Origin of the sequence: Sphingorhabdus lutea (assembly GCF_001889025.1) — a bacterium.
Lineage (GTDB): Bacteria > Pseudomonadota > Alphaproteobacteria > Sphingomonadales > Sphingomonadaceae > Sphingorhabdus_B > Sphingorhabdus_B lutea.
Map to the genome: position 1 here is coordinate 981567 of NZ_CP018154.1, position 19864 is coordinate 1001430.

Consider the following 19864-nt stretch of genomic DNA (forward strand, 5'->3'; position numbering starts at 1 on the left):
TCATGAAATAGTGGATAGGTGATAGCGATTTGCGCCGCAATCATCTTTATTGTCTTTTTTCGTTAAACAAAGGGGCGGCGATTGTCCCGATCATGGACGGTAACAAATATTATCACCCATTGGCGCGTCATACGGCAATATTTACAAGGATAAATGACGATTTTGGTTGAGTATTTACGATGTTATAGTGCATATTTAATATATGAGCGAAGAAGCAAATAATAAAGATACTGCAAATAATGATGATTTTGCGACAAATGGCGGCATGGCCCCAATTGATAAGGTTGCAAATCATGTCGCCTCAAGGCGCAAATTACTTGCCGGTGCAATTGTCGGATCGTCGATGATTGTGACGATACGTCCCGCCATTGCACAGGCGGCAGGGTCGGTTTTAAATTGCGAAATCCCCATTCCAGGGCCGCATGGTTCGGGCCAATCAATTGCCGCCGATGGTAAATTGGTGCCATATGGCACGCCGGGTTCGTTCACCCCCTCTGGCCGCAAATATACTGGCGAACAGGTAAAATCCGCGCTTGGCGGTCGTTCTTTGCCCGGCACAAGCTATGATGAAAGCCGCGCATATGTGAACTATATTCGCAAATTACAGGCTGGGCAAAGCGGCTTTACCTGCTTTGCATCCATCCAAATGCCGCGTTAAATCCAAATATTATCTTAAATCCAAATGCTGCAATAAATATTGCGGCATGTTGGTTTATATCTGCGTATATTATATAGGTTTATATCGGCTCGCCTGCTTCTCTTGCCCTTTCCACGACGCTTTGTTCCAATTTAGGCAATGGCTTGATTAAGGATAAAAGCATGATGATGACCACTGGATAACATATTAAAACGCATAATAAAGCGGTTTGCAGGTCACCGACAATGTCGCTGATTAAACCAATGACATATGGTCCCATGCCAAGGCCGATTAAATTTGTGCCAAGGAAAAATACCGCCGTTGCCGTGCCGCGCATTCGCGGTAATACAATATCCTGCGATGACGCGGCAATGGGGGCAAGCCACATAATCTGGCAAAAATTGCTTAATCCCAAAAATATATAAAATGTGGTAGCATCGGTGGCGGTTAATTGCAGCCATGTGAAAATTGCCGCCAAAGCCAGCGCAATCATCACCACATATATCCGCCCCGCCGCATGGAATTTTTTGGCATGGTCAGAAATCATCCCGCCCGCCACCGTGCCAAGCCCGCCAGATACTGCCAAAATCCAACCAAGGGTTAAGCCCGCACTTGGCCCAACGCCATATTCGGTTTTTGCGAATAAAAAGATGAATGGCGACACGCCATAGCTGGCAAAGGAGGCAATGCCACCAATTAACGCCAATTTGGCAAAGCTGATATTGCCAATTAACTGCGCGGTTGGTTTATCGCGCAGACGTATAGATTGCAGCCAGCTATAACTGCAATATAAACCAATGCCGATGGCGGTCCATTGCACCATATTGGTGGTAAGGGCGAAACTGCCAAAATTGGCAATGATGGCGCGTTTTTCAGCCGCCAATAAATTATCAGTCCAACTGACCAATGCAATAATCAATATTAGCGCAAACATCGCCATTATGGCGTTATTTCGAAATATTTTACCGCCCGCTTTGGCGCTGCGTATCATGCTAAATGGCGGGAACATGCCGCCCATTTCGCGAAACACTGCGCGAAAGGGGTGGGGATCATTTTTGCCCTCTATCCCATCAAAAAATCCGCGAGGCGGTTCTTTCACGGTAAAGCGCATTAAAAGAGCAAGGATTAAACCAGGAATGCCAAATGCCAAAAATGTTGCCTGCCATCCCGCAAGGCCAAAGGGCTGTGTTTCGGGGGTATAATTATTGGCCCAATAATCAATTACCGCCCCGCCAAAGATAAGCGAAGCACCAACGCCAACATAAATCCCGCTGGAATAAATAGACAAGGCGGTGGCGCGTTTTTCCTTGGGAAAATAATCTTGCAATAATGAATATGCGGCCGGAGAGGCGCTTGCCTCGCCAATGCCAACCCCGACACGGGCAAGGGCAAGCTGCACAAAATTACCCGCAAAGCCGCTGACCGCTGTCATCCCTGACCAAAAACTTAACCCCCAGCTGATGGTGCGAACACGGCTCCATCCATCGGCCAATTTTGCCAATGGAATGCCAAATAATGCGTAAAATAGGGCGAAAGCTGTGCCAAATAATAAACCCAGCTGCGCATCGGTGACGCCCAAATCCTCTTTTAAAGATGGCGCCAATATGGTGATGATTTGCCGGTCGAGAAAGTTAAAAGCATAGATTAAAACCAGCAATAATAAAATATAACTGCTATATAATTTGCCAGGTGGGGTGAAATGTGGGGGTAAATGATTTTCGGCCTTTTCATCCTGCGTCGTCATTTCCATAATATTCCCCCTTATTTCTCTGGTTAATTAAATCAGGGCAATTGGCCTACAGTCAATCTTTTTATTATATTCAAAGAAAATTTGTTCGGTTTTGCTTGAAATTTTCGATAATAATGGCGATATTCCATAAATAGAGTGATATTTTTCACCTAGTTTGTTATTTAGGAGAATTAAAATGGCTGAATGGCCTAATCAAAATAGCAGTCGGGGCGGTTATGACCTTGCTGGCAACCCTGTATCGCAAAGCGCGGCAGTGGATGCTGGGCTGCGTTCGCACATGCTGAAAGTTTATAACTATATGGCTAGCGCGGTTTTGTTGACCGGCATTGTGGCCATGTTATTCGCGCAAAGCGAATTTGGACAAAATTTATTTTATAATCCATCCATATTGACATGGGTGTTGATTTTCTCACCTCTTATCATGATTTTCGCGATAAGCTTTGGCATTAACAAAATGTCCCAAGGCACATTACAGGCCATGTTCTGGACCTTTGCGGTGTTAATGGGGCTTTCCATGGCGTCGATTTTTCTACGCTTTACCGATACGTCAATCGCGCGGACTTTCTTTGCAACATCGGCGGCCTTTGCGGGGCTTAGCCTATATGGCTATACCACTAAAAAGGATTTGTCCGGTATGGGCAGTTTCTTAATCATGGGTGTTATCGGTTTAATTGTTGCCTCTTTGATTAACATCTTTTTGCAATCATCGGGCCTTCAATGGGCGATCAGCTTTTTGGGAGTTTTGATTTTTGCGGGCCTTACCGCTTATGACACGCAGCAAATTAAAAATACATATTTGCAATTGGCTGGCACAGAATTTGTGGGCAAGGCCGCGATTATGGGCGCATTGAACCTATATCTTGACTTTGTGAATATGTTCCAATTCTTGCTTAATTTCATGGGCAGTTCAGAATAATATTTTAATTTTGTTTTTTTAAAGAAGGGGCGGGAAGATTTTCCGCCCCTTTTTTTATACAATTCACCGCCCAAGGCTTTACCTTGGATAAGAAAATAGGCATGATGCGGCCTTGTTAATTTATCCATCAAATAATGAATAAACGGGTGGGTAATTAAGTGGATAAGAGGGAAGTTATCATCATAATGAAGAATGTAATTTTAAAGTCGTCAGGTTTAATGATTTCGGTGTTGGCTATTGCTGCATGTGCACCGGTAAAACCGGTTGCTACCACGCCCGTTGCTATTCCGCCTGCTGCGGTGGTTATTCCCCCACGGCCCATTGCGCCGGCGGGTTCATATGCTGGAATGACAATCCCCCCATTGGACGCAGATGGCACAAGGTCCAGCCCAAATAAAAACCTGACCCCTGATGAAATCATTTGGAATTTACGTTCCGCCTATACCGTGGCGGCGGTGGGCTGCCGGGGCGGCGCGAATGAAAATTTCACCGCGCTTTACAATGAATTTATCAAAAAACATTCCAAATATATGGCAGGGATTAGCAAAAATATTGATAAAGTATATCAATCGCGCATTCCGGGTAATGCGGGGCTGCGCGCGCGTGACACCGATATGACCAATTTATATAATTATTTCTCTTTGCCATCGGTATCAGATCCATTTTGTGATAAAATGTTGGCCGTTGCCTATGATTGGCAAAGCCTGCCCGCGACACAATTTGAGGCTTATTCAATTGCCAAGCTGCCCGAAGTAGATGCGATATTTACCGGTTTTTATGATTCATATGTGGCATATGAACGTGCCTTGGCCGAATGGCGGATGAAATATGAACCCAATTCGGCAGATGGCGTAACAACTGCTGCGGGGGCATCTTCAACCGGTCTTTAATTTTGGCACAAATTTATTGCTGATAATTATTAGTTTAAAAAATCGCCGCGAATAACGTCCAATTGGGTGCTATTCGCGGCTTTTATATATTTTACCCGTCACCAAATGACGCGATATTTATCAATCGGTTTGTTTCTTTTCATCCGCATTTTTGGGCACGGCCTTTTTTTTACTGACTGTGCTTTTGGGAGAGGTTCTTTTTTTTCCAGCTGCCTTTTTCACTTCTTTGGGTGGGGCAGGGCTTATTTCAAATACCGGTTTGTCATCCTTTATATGAACGGCAACCTCGCCGCCCTTGGCCAATTTACCGAATAATAATTCCTCTGCCAGCGGCTGTTTGATATGTTGCTGCAGCACGCGGCCCATTGGCCTTGCGCCGAATAATTTATCATATCCGCGTTTCATAATCCATGTGCGGGCATCATCATCAAATTTTATATGCACATTTTGGTCGGCCAATTGCAATTCCAATTGCAGGATGAATTTATCAACCACCATGGCGATGACTTCTTCTGGCAAATAGGTAAAGGGAATGATGGCATCCAAACGGTTGCGAAATTCTGGCGTGAATAATTTTTTCACCGCCTCATCACCTGCATCTTCTTTATCAATATTATTGCCAAAACCAATACCCTCTCGCGCCATATCCTGTGCGCCGGCATTGGTTGTCATGATTAAAACAACATTACGAAAATCAATGGTCTTGCCATGATGATCGGTCAATCGGCCATTATCCATGACTTGCAATAGGATATTGAATAAATCTGGATGTGCTTTTTCAATTTCATCCAATAATAATATACAATGCGGGTTTTGATCGACCGCATCGGTCAATAATCCGCCCTGATCAAATCCGACATATCCCGGCGGCGCCCCGATTAAGCGGCTGACCGAATGGCGCTCCATATATTCGCTCATATCGAAACGTTTTAACGGAATTCCCAAAATATCGGCCAATTGGCGGGCCACCTCAGTCTTGCCAACGCCCGTAGGACCGGAAAATAGATAATTGCCAATTGGTTTATCGGGATCGCGCAGGCCAGCTCGTGATAATTTTATCGCGCTGGACAATGTGGTAATCGCCGTATCCTGACCAAAAACCACATGTTTCAAATCGCTTTCCAAATTGGCCAATGATGCTTTATCATCGCTAGATACTTGTTTGGCGGGGATACGCGCCATGGTGGCGATCACCGCCTCAATATCCTTTGAAGTGATTTTTTTGCGCCTTTTTTCGGGGGGCAGTAACATTTGCATCGCCCCAACTTCATCAATCACGTCAATCGCCTTATCGGGCAATTTGCGGTCATTTATATATCGGGTGGACAGCTCTACCGCAGTTTTCAGCGCCTCATTGCTATATTTCACCTTATGATGTTCTTCAAAGGCAGAACGAAGCCCGCTTAAAATCTTAATCGTGTCCTCAATAGTGGGTTCGTTCACATCAATTTTTTGGAACCGGCGTAATAATGCTCTGTCCTTTTCAAAATGATTGCGAAATTCCTTATAAGTGGTCGATCCAATGCATTTAATAGTGCCTCCAGAAAGCGCCGGTTTTAACAAATTTGATGCATCCATTGCCCCGCCGCTGGTCGCGCCCGCGCCAATAACAGTGTGGATTTCGTCGATAAATAAAATGGCATCGGGTAATTTTTCAAGTTCCGACACGACCGCTTTTAATCTTTCTTCAAAATCGCCTCTATATCTTGTTCCGGCCAATAATGCGCCCATGTCGAGAGAATAAATTATCGCTGGCTCTAACACTTCGGGAACTTCTTTTTCCACAATGCGCCGGGCAAGTCCCTCTGCAATTGCGGTTTTGCCCACGCCCGGTTCACCAACATATAGGGGATTGTTTTTTGAACGGCGGCATAAAATTTGAACCGTGCGGTCCACCTCTGCGCTGCGGCCGATTAAAGGGTCAATTTTCCCTGCCTTTGCCTTTTCATTCAAATTGACGGTATATTGGTCAAGCGCGGTTTCTTTTTTATTTTTCTCACCCTCTGCATTGGATGATGCGTCATTATCATCGCCGCTGCCTTCAGGGGTTTTGTCGATGCTAACGCCATTTTTGGCGACGCCATGGCTGATATATGTTACCGCGTCTAAACGGCTCATATCCTGTTGTTGAAGGAAATAAACGGCATAGCTTTCCCGTTCAGAAAATAATGCGACCAACACATTTGCGCCTGTCACCACATCATTTCCGGAAGATTGAACATGCAAAATTGCGCGTTGCACCACGCGTTGAAAACCGCTGGTGGGCGATGGGTCGGTGCTTTCTGCCACGCGCAGATTTTCCTGCTCCTCATCCAAATATTGGGTAACAGTTGCCGATAATTCGCCCATATCAACCCCGCATGCCTGCATGACAGCAGCGGCGTCCTTATCATCAATCAATGCCAATAATAAATGTTCCAACGTCGCATATTCATGTTTGCGCGTGGATGCATTTTGCAATGCGTTGTGCAATGTTGTTTCCAAAGATTGTGCAAATGACGGCATGTAAATCGGTACTCCAAATATTATGGCCGGCGTGAAATTGCGCCATTCCATAGGATAGATGTTGGCATCAACATAGGCTTTGTCAATATTTGTTGATGCATATATCTGCACTTAATAACGGCATAGTCACCATTTATTATAAATAATATCGGCCTTTTATGGTTAATATTTAATGAATTTATCGGGCTATAAAGCGTGCTTTTACGATTTTTTGAACATGGCATCGGCGATGTTGCGAAAATCGCTCGCTTTTTCTTTTTTGTCTCGGCACCTTAAAATTTCTTTTTCCAAAATGGCGATGCGGATGGTTAATTCATCCTGCGACAGCGGGTCTAAATCCTCTAAAATAAGCTTTTGTAACGCGCCACTTTTATCATGACGTAAAAATTCATCTTCATCCATAATGACATAGTTGACCTTTGTCGGTGAACTGTCAATATACTGTCTTAAAAATCGCTATATCATTAAATTTACCTATAAATTATAGGCAGGTTAATGTCATTTATGGCGAGGGGGCAATATGTCGAGCAATAGTGAAATGATGCGTGCAGTAATTATGGACGGTCCAGGCGGGCCAGAGGTGCTGAAAATCGCGCAGCGGCCCATTCCCACCCCTGCGGATAATCAATATTTGGTCAAAACCGCCTTTGCCGGTGTGAACAGGCCCGATGTGGTGCAACGCATGGGTCTATATCCACCGCCGCCCGGCACAACGGATATATTCGGCCTTGAAATATCGGGACGGATTGTTGCGGCGGGCAAAAATGTAAATGCCGATTTAATTGGCCAAAATATTTGCGCCTTGGTCGCGGGCGGGGGATATGGTGAATATGTGGCGGTGACGGATGGGCATTTTTTAATTGTACCCCCGCGCCTATCCATGGAAAAAGCCGCCGCTATGCCCGAAACATTATTGACCGTGTGGCATAATATTTTTGAACGTGGCTATGCGCGTGATGGGGAAAGGCTGCTTGTCCATGGGGGGACGAGCGGCATTGGCACAATGGCCATAAAATTGGCAAAATTATTTGATTTAAATATTATTGTTACATGCGGCAGTGATGCAAAATGCGCGGCGGCATTGGCCATTGGGGCTGACCATGCGATAAATTATAAAAGCCAGGATTTCGTCGCCGAAATCGCCAAAATCACCGATGGTCAGGGCGTGAATTTAATATTGGATATGGTCGCAGGTTCTTATGTGCCGCGCAATTTGCAATGTTTGGCGCCCGATGGCCGGCATGTGACCATTGCGATACAGGGCGGGGCGATGGCGGAAATTAACATGGCCTATGTCATGATGCGGCGGTTGACCCTTACCGGTTCAACATTGCGGGCGCGCAGCGATGAATTTAAGGGGTTATTATTTGATGAAATCGCCGCAAATGTTTGGCCCATTGTGGTAGAGGGTGATTTAGAGCCCGAAATGGACCAAATTTTCCCATTAGAAGAAGCCGCAAAGGCCCATGCCCATATGGAAAGCGGCGATCATGTGGGGAAAATCATCCTGTCATTATAAAAAGACTATATTTATAAAGTCAGCGAAAATAGTCTTGCCTCTTGCCCATTATTAGAATTTGGCTTATAGGGAGTTTTTACAGGCCATCCCGCAAGGGGTGGCCCTTTCAATTTTTGGAGAAGCATATTATGGCACAGGCCAAAGCCACGCCGTTAATGCCCCATGCGACTGCCGCATGGTTGGTGGACAATACCGCATTAAGTTTTGTGCAAATTGCCGAATTTTGCGGTCTGCATATTTTGGAAGTGCAAGCCATGGCAAATGACATGACCAGCACAAAATATACCGGACGTGACCCCGTTCATGCCGGTGAATTAAGCCATGCAGAAATTGAAAAAGGGCAAAATGACCCATCATATGCGCTGACCATGTTAAAAGGGCCAGAGCAGGTGCGCCGAACAAAAGGGCCGCGCTATACCCCTGTTTCCAAACGTCAGGATAAGCCCGATGGCATTGCATGGTTGCTTCGTAACCACCCCGAAATTTCCGATGGCGCAATTTGTAAATTAATTGGTACAACGCGCAATACCATTGGCGCGATACGCGAACGCAGCCATTGGAATATTGCGGAAATTCAACCAAAGGATCCTGTGACATTGGGGCTTTGTTCGCAACGTGAATTGGACGCATTGGTGGCCAAGGCAGCGAAAAAAGCCGGCATTGATACCAAGCCAGAGGAAGATTTGAAACAGGGCGCAAGCCGTGATGAGTTAATCCGTGAGTTGCAGGCAGAACGCAGCGAGGCTGCCGCACGGGCGGAGGCGATTTTGAACGCAGAAAATACAGCGCCACAGGGTGAAGAATTAACAGCTGAAAATCTGTTCAAAAAATAATTTATTTAATTATCACATAAATATCCCTCCATTTTTGCATGAATTTATGCATTTTTGGGGGGATTTTATTATGCGCGTCAAAATTCACGTATTGCAGATTTGGCGCGTAATAATTTCATTTGAAATTTTTTCGTCTTGGTTGACGCAACGTCATGGTTGCGCGTGATGCATCTTTGCTGCATCCTATAAAAATGGCCAAAAAATTTAATCCCCCATCCTATGACATGTCGCTTGCCGATCATGGATTTGACGCGACTGAATATCGCGGTTTAACCTATCCCTTGGGGGAACATGCACCCGAAATTGGTGAATTATATCATTTATTGCCCGATATTGGATGGACCAGATTGCCGGTGCCAGGAAATTTGCGGCATATCAATATTTGGTTATTGGCCGATGAGGATGAACATGGCGAGGGGGTTGCAATTGTCGATACCGGATTGCAATTGCCCGATACCATTGCGGCATGGGAAAAATTATTTGCCGGACCATTAAAGGATAAACGGGTTACGCGGGTTATTGTGACGCATTTTCATCCCGATCATGTGGGCATGGCAGGTTGGCTATGTAAGAAATTTGGCGTTCGTTTATGGATGAACCGTACCGAATGGTTGATGGCACGCATGTTGACCGCCGATATCCGAAATGCTCCACCAGAGGAGGCGATTGGTCAAATGCGCCTTGCCGGATGGGATGAGGCGCGGTTGGAAAATATGCGGCAAAAAGGATGGGGCAATTTTGCCAAGGCGGTTAGCCCGCTTCCCCTTGGTCATGTGCGTTTATTTGACGAACAATTATTGACCATTGGCCACCGCAAATGGCGGATATTAACCGGCGGCGGCCACACACCGGAACATAGCTGTTTATATGATGAGGATAATAAAATCATCATTGCGGGCGACCAAATTTTGCCGCGCATAACATCCAATGTTTCCATGATGGCAAGCGAGCCAGAGGCCAACCCCCTTGCCGAATGGTTAGAAAGCATAGAAAAATTCAAATTGCGCATGCATGATGACACATTGGTTTTGCCTGCCCATGGCGAACCATTTCACGGGGTTCAACAACGTTTGGATTATTTGGCCAAGGGGCATTATGATCGGCTGGATAAGTTAGAGGCGGCATTAAAGCAGCGTCCCCACCGCGCCGTTGATTGTTTTGGCATATTATTCGACCGTGATATTGACGATAGCGTTTATGGATTGGCCACGGGAGAGGCAATGGCGCATTTGCAATATTTGGAAAAATCAGGCCGTATTCCCGTTAAAATAATCGACAATGTGCAATGGTTTGGCGGCGCAAATAACTTTTAACCTTTATTCGATAGAAATAGATTATGACGAATACCCCCCAATATACTAAGCAGCAATATTTACATCCAAGTGATTGGGATATCGCAATTGATGAAATGCCTTTGCATGATGTTTTTTTCCGTTCGGCGGGGCGCGCGCCCAACAGCTATATTGCCGATTTTATGGGCCGCCAATTCACCTATGGCGATATAGCGGACAAGGTGCGTCAATTTGCCAAGGGGCTGCAGGATTTAGGAATAGGTAAGGGTAGCCATGTGGGGCTATTCCTGCCCAATGTGCCGCATTATATTATTGCTTATTATGGGGCGATGGCCGCAGGTGCGACGGTGGTGAATTTTTCCCCCCTATATACCGTGGATGAATTATCGCATCAGGTGGAGGATAGCGGCACCGATATTTTGGTCACCGTGTCGGCCAGTGCATTATTGCCCACCGCGTTAAAGGTATTGAAAAAATCAAGCCTTAAAAAATTGATTGTCGGCAATGTTGCTGAATGTCTGCCTTTGGTAAAATCTATTCTATATCGTTTGTTCAAACGCAGCGAATATATCGCCATACCAAAACAGGATGATGTTAAAATATTTGCCTCTATTTTGGAAAATAAGGGCGATTATACCGCGCATGATTGCGATGTGAAAAATGACGTTGCGCTGCTGCAATATACGGGCGGGACAACCGGCACGCCAAAGGGCGCAATGTTAACCCATGCCAATTTATCAGCAAATGCCGCGCAAGTGAATTTATTGGACCCGCGATCACGCATCAATGCGGGTGAAAATGCACAGGAAGACCGCATATTGGGCGTTTTGCCCTTTTTCCACGTATTTGCCAATGCGACCGTGCTAAACCGCACCATTATGAATGGCGGCGAAATTGTCATGTTGCCGCGTTTTGACGCGGGGCAGGCTTTGGCCGCTGTAAACCGCCGTCATGTCACGTCTATGCCGGGCGTTCCCACAATGTATCAGGCTTTGCTTGACCATCCCAATATTGGAAAAACCAATTTCAGCTCGCTTCGCGCCTGTATTTCGGGCGGTGCGCCCTTGGCGGCCGAGTTAAAGGCACGTTTTGAAAGCGCCAGTGGGGCAAAGGTAATAGAGGGATATGGCCTTACCGAAACATCGGGTGTGGTGTCGTGCAATCCATATGAGGGATTAAATAAATTGGGCAGCATTGGGCAGCTTATCCCCCAAACTGAGGTGCGTTTATTGGATAAAGAAGACCCCAGCAAATTTGCACCCGAAGGAGAGCCGGGCGAATTGGCAGTTAAAGGTCCGCAAATTATGAAGGGTTATTGGAATAGGCCCGATGCCGATGCGGAAATATTTGCCGATGGATTTATGCGCACAGGCGATGTTGCCGCGCGCGATGAAGATGGGTTTTATTTCATTGTTGACCGGATAAAGGACATGATTGCCGTTGGTGGGTTTAAGGTTTTCCCCAGTCAGGTTGAAGATGTGATCTACCATCATGAGGCAGTGAAAGAGGCGCTGGTCATTGGTGTGCCCGATGATTATCGCGGCGAAAGTCCGCGTGCCTATGTCACCTTAAATGACGGGGCGGATGTGGATGCAGAAACATTGACCAAATGGGTAAACGCCAAATTGGGTAAGCATGAACGGGTGGATAAGGTGGTCATTCGTGATGCACTGCCCAAAACCATGATTGGTAAATTGGACCGCAAGGCACTTCGCGCGGAAGAAGGCGTGGCTTAAGTAATTTGGCGGATAATTGAAAATTTAAGGGGCTGCTTTTCATGGCGGCCCTTTTCATTTTACGCCTTGGGCCTTTTTTAACGTTTTAGCGCAGCCCGCCGCGCCTTTAACCATGATTTTTGCGTTTTTCCCATCAACAATAATCCGCTAAATGGGGTGGCCATTGGGTCAATTTTACCCGTGCGGCCCAGCGCGTAAATTTGCGCGTAAAAATAATATTGTCCGGCAAAACCATCTATGGTGCGGATAAGTTTGATTTTTCTCAAAAAGGATAGCCATTTGGGCAATAGGGCAAGGCCATGTTCAGGCCGCGCCAATGCCGCCGCGCCATTTAATAATTTTTGCGGGCCGTCAGGTTCAACGCACATGGGACGCCCAATGCCAATAATGTCCACGCCCCCTTGGTTTAGGGCGCTTTCCATCGCGGCTTTGCTGCGGAAACCGCCCGTCACCATTAACGGGATGGAAAGTTGTTTGCGCATTTCAATGGCGAAATCGACAAAATAAGCCTCCCGCGCGATGGTGGATGCGGCAATATGCTGTTCCTCTTCGGCTTCCATCCCTTCCAATCCCAATAATTTGGGCTGTTCATATGTGCCGCCGCTTATCTCAATCAAATCAATGCCGGATTTCTCCAACCATTTGGCGACGGTTAAACTGTCGGTAAAGGCAAAGCCGCCACGTTGGAAATCCGCGCTGTTCAGCTTTACCGATATGGGAAAATCTTTGCCAACTGCTCCGCGCACGGCGGCAACCACATCCAATAATAAACGCGCCCTATTTTCCAAAGAGCCGCCATAAATATCGCTTCGTTTATTGCTATGCGGGCTTAAAAATTGGGATAATAAATAACCATGGGCGGCATGAATTTGCACGCCAGTAAAACCGCCTTTTTTGCAAATGGCAGCGGCATTGGCAAAGCGGGCGGGCAATGCCTGCACCTCCTGCAAACTCATCGCCCTTGGCATGGCAAATTGACCGCCGGGCAGCGATAATTTTACCGCAGATGGGGCAAGCGGTGCGGGGTTAATCGTCTTCATTGTTTGGCGTCCGGCATGGCTTATCTGTGCCCAAATATGCGCTCCATTGGCCGCGCCTGCGGAGGTCCATTTTTGCATGACGGAAATATAATCGGCATTTGGTTTTTCGGGAATAATCACATTTCCCGCGCGTTCCAAATGGTCTGCGTCAATTTGCACATTGCCGGATAATAATAAACCCGCACCACCATGTGCCCAAATGCGGTAAAGCCTTTCCAATTCGGGGGTAGGAGCGCCATAAATATCGGCCAATCCCTCGGTCATCGCGGCCTTTGCCAAACGGTTTTTAACAACCGCGCCGCAGGGTAGGCTTATATTATCGTTCAGCGCGACCATTATTCGCCTTCACCTTCTGCGCTTTCATTTGGGCCGGCATCGGGCGCGTCATCTTCGTCTGATTTGGCGGAACTTGCCCCTGATTTAGGGGTTTCTTCTATGGTTTCTGCGCCTTCATTTACATCTTCATCGGCGGCAATCATATCATCGCTTATCGACCCATCCATATTGTCCAAATCGTCCAAACGGGTTTCGGTCACGGCGCTATCTTCCTTATCACTGCCGAAAATTCCGCTTATTTTATCACAACCGCCAAGTGAAAAGGCGGCAAGGGTCAGCGGCAATAAAGCGATAAGATGTAATTTTTTGGTCATGGGCGTTTTGTCCTGTTCATTTTCCGATATGCTGGCCTGATAATCATAATTTGGCAAGAGTTGAGTGGGAATTGGGCGTTTAATTACCCAAATTGGCAATAAATTGCGGGAAATATTTATAAAGCGCATTGTCCACATCCTCCATGCTGGCGGATATGCCTAAATCGGACAGGCTGGTGACTGGATATTCGGCAATGCCGCACGGCACAATGCCGCCAAAATGGGATAAATCGGGGTTCACATTGATGGAAAATCCATGTGCGGTGACCCATTTTTTCACACGCACGCCAATGGCGCCAATTTTTGCCTCTTGCCCCATTTTATTTTCGCACCAAATGCCGATACGCCCCTCCGCACGATATGCAGGCACATTAAATTCGGACAGGGCGTTTATCACCCATCCTTCCAATTGATGCACAAAGCACCTTACGTCCTTGCCCCGTCTGTTCAGGTTCAACATCGCATATCCCACACGCTGGCCCGGCCCATGATAAGTATATCGCCCGCCGCGCCCTGCATTGAAAACGGGAAATTCATGGTTTAATAACTCGGCTGGATCGGCGCTTGTCCCTGCGGTATAAAGCGGGGGATGTTCCAATAACCATATCATTTCGGGTGCATTTTGGGTGAAAATATCCGCCTGCCGCGCTTCCATTTCGGCCAAGGCGGCTTCATAAGGGGTTAGTCCCTTGCTTATTTGCCAGACAATATTATCTGCTTGTTTTATATTATCATTTTGTACGGCCACTTATTTGCCCCAAATATATTTTGTCTATTATTGCTTTAACCTAAAATGCTATTTAGGATGTAATTATCATTCAAGCAATGAATGACGGTGAATAAAGGAAATATCATGGCAAGCGCATCAAATAAATTTGATTATATGGTGATTTGGGATGACGCGATGTCATTATTACAAAAATATCAATCTGCGTTATTTCCCATTGCTGCGGTCTTTATTTTCTTGCCCAATTTAATTTTGGGATATTTTGCCCCTGAACCAGACACAGCAGAGGCACAGAGCTTAAAAGAAATAGTGCAGATTTATGGCGTTTATTTTAATGAGAATTTATGGCTTATCCTACCCATGACCCTTGTGGGAATATTTGGCGGATTGGCAGTTTATCATTTACTGGTCAGGGGCAATGGCCGTACCATAGGGGAGGTTTTGTCCGGCGCGGCGGCAATATTTATACCATATTTTTTGGTAAGTATTTTAAGCGGATTCATGGTGGCCGCAGCGGCATTATTCTTCATAATCCCTGCATTTTATGTCGCGGGCAGGCTTTATCCTTTGGCGGCCATTGTCGCAAATAAGGATCATGACGGCATCATTGGTGCGATATCAAAAAGTTGGGAAATGACCAAAGGTCGCGGTTGGTCCATTATATTTTTGGTATTTGTTGTTGCCTTTGTGGCCGTTGTGGCGTCATCTGTCATCATGTTGCTTTTTGGGCTGATGATTAACCTTATTCTGGGCGATTCGGGTAAGATATTATTGGTGGCATTGGATTCAGTGTTTCAAGCTGTTTTGGTCATCCTCATGTCCGCATTGGGGGTTTCAATTTACAATCAACTAAAGAAAATAGGCAACTAAAGAAAATAGGCAACTAAAGAAAATAGGCAATTAAAGATAATAGGTGTTTTGTAAAAAACCCCACATAAGCAGGGTTTTTACAATAAAATTATCTAAATGGGGGGTAGGGCGGCCTACTCCCAAATTACCTCCGGCGGCAGGCTCATCAATATTGCATCAATATTACCGCCCGTTTTTAATCCAAATAATGTGCCTCTATCGTAAATCAGGTTAAATTCGGCATATCGCCCGCGCCAGATAAGCTGCGCTCTTTTTTCCTCAGCCGAAAATTCATTATTCATTTTGCCGCGCACAATTTTGGGAAAAACATCCAAAAATGCCTTGCCCACATCCTGTGTAAAGGCGAAATTGCGGTCAAAGCTGGCATCGTCCAGGCATTCCAAATGGTCATAAAAAATGCCGCCCGATCCGCGATGTACATTGCGGTGCGGGATGAAAAAATAATCATCGGCCCATTTTTTATATTTATCATAAACCTCTGGACCATAGGGCGCACATGCGCCGCGAAAACGGGCGTGAAATGCATCCACATCATTTTGGTCGGGCAAGGGCGGGTTTAAATCCGCGCCGCCGCCAAACCATTTTTTTGATGTGGTCAAAAATCTTGTGTTCATATGCACGGCAGGAACATGGGGGTTGGCCATATGTGCGACCAATGAAATGCCCGTGGCGCTAAATTTTGGGTCTTCATCCGCACCATGGATTGTTGCGGCGAATTCTGGGCTAAATGTTCCGCCGACGGTGGAAATATTCACCCCGACTTTTTCAAAAACCTTGCCCTTCATCACCCCCATCACACCGCCGCCGCCTGCTGCGCCTTGATGATCCTGCCTATCCCATGGGGTATAGGTGAATTTGGTATCACTGCCTGCTTCTTGTTCGATTTTTTCAAATTCGGCGCAAATTTGATCGCGTAGGCTTTCAAACCAATTTTTGGCTATTTGCTGTTCATTATCTAAATTTAGCCCTTGGACATTGGGGGTCATATTTGCCATTTTACGATACTCCGGCTTCATTATTTGATAGGAAATTTGGGATTTGGTCGGTTTGGCGCATCGCCTCAAACATGGCCATGGATGCGGCAACCGCCACATTTAATGACCGAAATCCCGGCTGCATAGGAATGATGATTCGTTCATCAACCTGGGCATGGACATGTTCGGGCAAGCCGGCGCTTTCGCGGCCCATTAAAATCACATCATCGGGCCTGAATTTAAATAAATGCAACGGGGTCGCGGCTTTGCTGGACATGGCGATAATTCTTGGTTTGCCATTCATGTGCAAAAATTCGCAAAATTTATCCCAATCGGCATGGCGGTGATAATTGACTTTTTCGGCATAATCCATGCCGGAACGGCGCAATGCACGCTCTCCAAATGCAAATCCGCAAGGCTCAATAATATCACAATCAAGGCCAAAACAGGCGCATAAACGCATCATAGTGCCGACATTGCCGGCTATATCGGGTTGGAATAAGGATAGTCTCATATTTCTGCCATAGCTTTACGTGCTTTACCCCTTCAACCCATAAAATCAAAAATTGTGCCAAAAACGGGTTGGAAATCATCTAAAAGACGGCTAGTAGGACGGCTGAATCATTCTGTCTTTGATGAAGATCAAAATTTTAAGCCAAAAGCTTATGGGCAAGATGGAATATTTTACTATAATATGGGGTATAGTCCCCAATTGAACGATAAAGGCAGGGAAATGGCTGAGGCAGAAAAAAATTTGCCGCATGATACCGATGCACAAGAGGGCACGGTTCGGCGTCGTGATTTCATCAATATTGCTGCGGTAAGTGTTGCGGGCGTGGGGGCAGGAGCAGCTGCATTACCATTGGTTCGCCAAATGAGCGCAAGTGATGATGTATTGGCACAGGCATCGATTGAGGTTGATATTGCATCAATTGAAGTAGGGCAGGCAATTAAAACCAGCTGGCGTAAGCAACCGGTTTTTATCCGTAATTTGACCGCAGAAGAAATTGCTGAGGCCAAAAAAGTGGATGTTGCTGGTTTGCGCGATCCGCAAACTTTGGACGAAAGAACACAGCCAAATAAAGAAAATTGGTTGGTCACTTTGGGCGTCTGCACCCATTTGGGCTGTGTGCCATTGGGCGCAGCTGCGGGTGAGGTTAAGGGCGAATATGGCGGCTATTTCTGCCCATGCCATGGGTCGCATTATGATACAGCAGGACGTATTCGCAAAGGTCCCGCGCCAACCAATTTGGTGGTGCCGGAATTTACCTTTGTGTCTGACACTGTGATTAAAATAGGTTAAGGAGCAGGATTATGAGCTTTCCATGGGCTGAGCAATATAAGCCGCAAAATCCTTTCATGCAGTGGATGGATGAGCGTCTGCCGCTGCCGCGTTTGGTTTTTAATGCGGTTGGCGCGGGTTATCCTGTGCCGCGCAATTTAAATTATTTCTGGAATTTTGGTGTGCTTTCGGGCGTTGCGTTGATGGTGCAAATCATCACCGGTATCGTTTTGGCAATGCATTATGCCGCCGAAACCAGCGTTGCATTTAACAGTGTTGAACATATTATGCGTGATGTGCAATCAGGCTGGTTCATCCGCTATGCGCATATGAACGGGGCAAGCTTCTTCTTCATTGTTGTTTATATCCATATTTTCCGTGGCTTATATTTTGGTTCATATAAAGCGCCGCGTGAAATGGTATGGTTGCTTGGTGTTGTCATCTTCTTGTTGATGATGGCGACCGCCTTTATGGGTTATGTGCTTCCTTGGGGGCAGATGAGCTTTTGGGGCGCGCAGGTGATTACAGGTTTCTTCTCTGCCATTCCTGTGGTGGGTGAACCTTTGCGTCAATGGTTATTGGGCGGCTTTGCTCCTGATCAGGCCACGTTGAACCGTTTCTTCTCGCTTCACTTTGTATTACCATTTGTGATTTTGGGTGTGATTATCCTGCATATTTGGGCGTTGCATATTCCAGGTTCTTCAAACCCAACAGGCGTTAGTGTAAAGGCGAAGCAAGATACATTGCCATTCCACCCTTATTATACCGCGAAAGACGGCTTTGGGCTTGGCGTGTTTTTAATTTTCTTCTGTGCAGTGACATTCTTCATCCCCAATTTCTTGGGTCATGCGGACAATTATATCCCTGCAAATCCTTTATCAACACCGGCGCATATTGTTCCTGAATGGTATTTCTGGCCATTTTATGCAATTTTGCGTGCTTTCACCGTTGATTTTGGCATTCCTGCCATTGGCAGCTTTGGTGGATTGACCATCATCCCTGCGAAATTATTGGGCGTGTTGGCGATGTTTGGTTCGATTGCATTATTATTTGTCTTGCCTTGGCTTGATGATTCGCCAGTGCGTTCGGGTACATATCGCCCCTTGTTTAAGAAGTTTTTCTTCTTTGGCTTAATTCCTAGCATCATCATTTTGGGAATTTGCGGTGTGATGCCAGCAGAAACATTTTGGTTGATTTTGGCCCAGATTGCCGGCGTATATTATTTCGCCCATTTCTTGATCATTTTGCCAATCATCTCAAAAATTGAAAAGCCATTGCCATTACCTGCTTCGATTACCGAAGCTGTAACCGGCAAGCCGCTTGACATGAACGCGGCATAAGAATTCGGAGTATATAATCATGGTACGTATTATCGCATTTCTTGTTGGCGGATTCTTCTCGCTCATGTTGCTATTGGCTTTGGGAAACACCATTTATTTGGGAATTACCGAACCTGCGGCAAAAACGGCGGAGCATGAATTCCACAAAAAGCCGGAAAAGGTGGATTTTTCCTTTAACGGCCCATTGGGGAAATATGACAGGCCGCAATTGCAACGTGGTTTGAAAGTGTTTCAGGAGGTTTGCGCTGCATGCCACTCATTGAAATTGGTGGCATTTCGTAACTTTGCCGATCTTGGTTATGATGAGGGTCAGGTAAAGGCGATTGCTGCGGCATGGCCAACCGAAACACCATCAATCGACCCCAATACGGGTGAAGCGACAACGCGTAAATCTTTGCCGATTGATAAAATTCCTTCGCCCTATGCCAATGAAGTAATGGCGCGCGCGGCAAATAATAATGCCCTGCCACCTGATTTGTCATTGATTACAAAGGCGCGTCATGATGGTTCAAATTATGTTTATTCATTATTGACCGGATATCAGGCACAGCCAGCCGAATTGGTGAAACAATTTCCTGATTCAAAAACAGGTAAGGGGCTTCATTATAATCCATATTTTGCGAATCTTAACATTGCCATGAACAAACCATTAAATGATGGGCAGGTCACTTTTGATGATGGGGCGCCCAATGATGTAAAATCAATGGCGAAAGATGTTTCGGCATTTTTGACATGGACCGCAGAACCAAAAATGGAAAATCGCAAATCTGGTGGCTTGGCCACATTAGGTTTCTTGCTATTTTTCACCGTTCTTACCTATATGTCATATCGCAGCATTTGGGCCGGTCAAAAGGATTAAGCCAAAAAGGTTAAGGTCAAACAGGCTTTAAAAAATAAGGGAAA

The 19864-nt window shown here is 46.0% G+C and carries 19 protein-coding genes; 11 read left to right on the top strand and 8 right to left on the bottom strand.

All coding sequences use genetic code 11. The features are described from left to right. Positions 1 to 202: 202 nt before the first annotated feature. Entirely contained in the window at positions 203 to 658 is a 456-nt protein-coding gene (locus LPB140_RS04685; RefSeq protein ID WP_072558862.1) for a hypothetical protein, read from the top strand. A 79-nt stretch (positions 659 to 737) separates the two neighbouring features. Here the strand turns inward: LPB140_RS04685 and LPB140_RS04690 are convergent, their stop codons facing one another. After that, positions 738 to 2387, bottom strand: coding sequence for a spinster family MFS transporter (locus tag LPB140_RS04690; protein WP_232223457.1), 1650 nt, complete (start codon positions 2385 to 2387; stop codon positions 738 to 740). Between the two features lie 175 nt (positions 2388 to 2562). On the opposite strand from LPB140_RS04690, the gene LPB140_RS04695 reads away from it, so the two are divergent. Continuing rightward, complete coding sequence (locus LPB140_RS04695; protein ID WP_072558863.1) at positions 2563 to 3303, top strand: Bax inhibitor-1/YccA family protein; 741 nt, start codon at positions 2563 to 2565, stop codon at positions 3301 to 3303. A gap of 185 nt (positions 3304 to 3488) precedes the next feature. Further along, positions 3489 to 4193: a hypothetical protein gene (locus LPB140_RS04700; RefSeq protein WP_072558864.1), complete on the top strand. Its 705-nt coding sequence runs from the start codon at positions 3489 to 3491 to the stop codon at positions 4191 to 4193. A gap of 120 nt (positions 4194 to 4313) precedes the next feature. On the opposite strand, the gene clpA is transcribed toward LPB140_RS04700, so the two are convergent. Together clpA and LPB140_RS04715 are read right to left on the bottom strand one after the other, a co-directional pair. After that, positions 4314 to 6698 (bottom strand): ATP-dependent Clp protease ATP-binding subunit ClpA, encoded by a 2385-nt coding sequence (clpA, locus tag LPB140_RS04705; RefSeq protein ID WP_072558865.1) that lies wholly within the window; start codon positions 6696 to 6698, stop codon positions 4314 to 4316. A 201-nt stretch (positions 6699 to 6899) separates the two neighbouring features. Continuing rightward, on the bottom strand, positions 6900 to 7100 hold the full coding sequence (locus LPB140_RS04715) for a DUF1192 domain-containing protein (protein ID WP_072558867.1): 201 nt from the start codon (positions 7098 to 7100) through the stop codon (positions 6900 to 6902). A gap of 118 nt (positions 7101 to 7218) precedes the next feature. Here LPB140_RS04715 and LPB140_RS04720 point away from each other — a divergent pair, with 118 nt between their 5' ends. The 4 genes from LPB140_RS04720 (at position 7219) to LPB140_RS04735 (ending at position 12078) form a co-directional block, all read left to right on the top strand. Further along, on the top strand, positions 7219 to 8217 hold the full coding sequence (locus LPB140_RS04720) for an NAD(P)H-quinone oxidoreductase (RefSeq protein ID WP_072558868.1): 999 nt from the start codon (positions 7219 to 7221) through the stop codon (positions 8215 to 8217). Between the two features lie 128 nt (positions 8218 to 8345). After that, entirely contained in the window at positions 8346 to 9050 is a 705-nt protein-coding gene (locus tag LPB140_RS04725; RefSeq protein ID WP_072558869.1) for a DUF1013 domain-containing protein, read from the top strand. 152 nt (positions 9051 to 9202) lie between these two features. Then, positions 9203 to 10363: an MBL fold metallo-hydrolase gene (locus tag LPB140_RS04730; RefSeq protein ID WP_232223458.1), complete on the top strand. Its 1161-nt coding sequence runs from the start codon at positions 9203 to 9205 to the stop codon at positions 10361 to 10363. A 23-nt stretch (positions 10364 to 10386) separates the two neighbouring features. Then, the gene (locus LPB140_RS04735) at positions 10387 to 12078 is read left to right on the top strand and encodes an AMP-binding protein (protein WP_072558870.1); all 1692 of its coding nucleotides are present in this window, start codon (positions 10387 to 10389) and stop codon (positions 12076 to 12078) included. 77 nt (positions 12079 to 12155) lie between these two features. Here the strand turns inward: LPB140_RS04735 and LPB140_RS04740 are convergent, their stop codons facing one another. Genes LPB140_RS04740 through lipB form a run of 3 tightly spaced genes read right to left on the bottom strand, consistent with a single transcriptional unit; the run spans position 12156 to position 14516 of the window. Continuing rightward, the gene (locus LPB140_RS04740) at positions 12156 to 13454 is read right to left on the bottom strand and encodes an NADH:flavin oxidoreductase/NADH oxidase family protein (RefSeq protein ID WP_072558871.1); all 1299 of its coding nucleotides are present in this window, start codon (positions 13452 to 13454) and stop codon (positions 12156 to 12158) included. Continuing rightward, on the bottom strand, positions 13454 to 13897 hold the full coding sequence (locus LPB140_RS04745; RefSeq protein ID WP_072558872.1) for a hypothetical protein: 444 nt from the start codon (positions 13895 to 13897) through the stop codon (positions 13454 to 13456). The genes LPB140_RS04740 and LPB140_RS04745 overlap by 1 nt, the downstream gene beginning before the upstream one ends. Further along, positions 13848 to 14516 (bottom strand): lipoyl(octanoyl) transferase LipB, encoded by a 669-nt coding sequence (gene lipB, locus LPB140_RS04750; RefSeq protein WP_418346541.1) that lies wholly within the window; start codon positions 14514 to 14516, stop codon positions 13848 to 13850. Before lipB ends, LPB140_RS04745 begins: the two co-directional genes overlap by 50 nt. Positions 14517 to 14621: 105 nt before the next feature. Here lipB and LPB140_RS04755 point away from each other — a divergent pair, with 105 nt between their 5' ends. Continuing rightward, positions 14622 to 15365: a hypothetical protein gene (locus LPB140_RS04755; RefSeq protein WP_072558873.1), complete on the top strand. Its 744-nt coding sequence runs from the start codon at positions 14622 to 14624 to the stop codon at positions 15363 to 15365. A gap of 113 nt (positions 15366 to 15478) precedes the next feature. Here the strand turns inward: LPB140_RS04755 and hemF are convergent, their stop codons facing one another. Together hemF and LPB140_RS04765 are read right to left on the bottom strand one after the other, a co-directional pair. Continuing rightward, positions 15479 to 16351 carry an oxygen-dependent coproporphyrinogen oxidase gene (gene hemF / locus LPB140_RS04760; protein WP_072560371.1) on the bottom strand — a complete coding sequence of 291 codons (873 nt, stop codon included), beginning with the start codon at positions 16349 to 16351 and terminating at the stop codon, positions 15479 to 15481. Between the two features lie 10 nt (positions 16352 to 16361). Then, on the bottom strand, positions 16362 to 16853 hold the full coding sequence (locus LPB140_RS04765; protein ID WP_072558874.1) for a tRNA (cytidine(34)-2'-O)-methyltransferase: 492 nt from the start codon (positions 16851 to 16853) through the stop codon (positions 16362 to 16364). 219 nt (positions 16854 to 17072) lie between these two features. On the opposite strand from LPB140_RS04765, the gene petA reads away from it, so the two are divergent. Genes petA through LPB140_RS04780 form a run of 3 tightly spaced genes read left to right on the top strand, consistent with a single transcriptional unit; the run spans position 17073 to position 19820 of the window. Next, complete coding sequence (petA, locus tag LPB140_RS04770) at positions 17073 to 17642, top strand: ubiquinol-cytochrome c reductase iron-sulfur subunit (protein WP_072560373.1); 570 nt, start codon at positions 17073 to 17075, stop codon at positions 17640 to 17642. An 11-nt stretch (positions 17643 to 17653) separates the two neighbouring features. Then, the gene (locus LPB140_RS04775; protein ID WP_072558875.1) at positions 17654 to 18961 is read left to right on the top strand and encodes a cytochrome b; all 1308 of its coding nucleotides are present in this window, start codon (positions 17654 to 17656) and stop codon (positions 18959 to 18961) included. A gap of 19 nt (positions 18962 to 18980) precedes the next feature. Next, positions 18981 to 19820 (top strand): cytochrome c1, encoded by an 840-nt coding sequence (locus tag LPB140_RS04780; RefSeq protein ID WP_072558876.1) that lies wholly within the window; start codon positions 18981 to 18983, stop codon positions 19818 to 19820. Positions 19821 to 19864 lie beyond the last annotated feature (44 nt).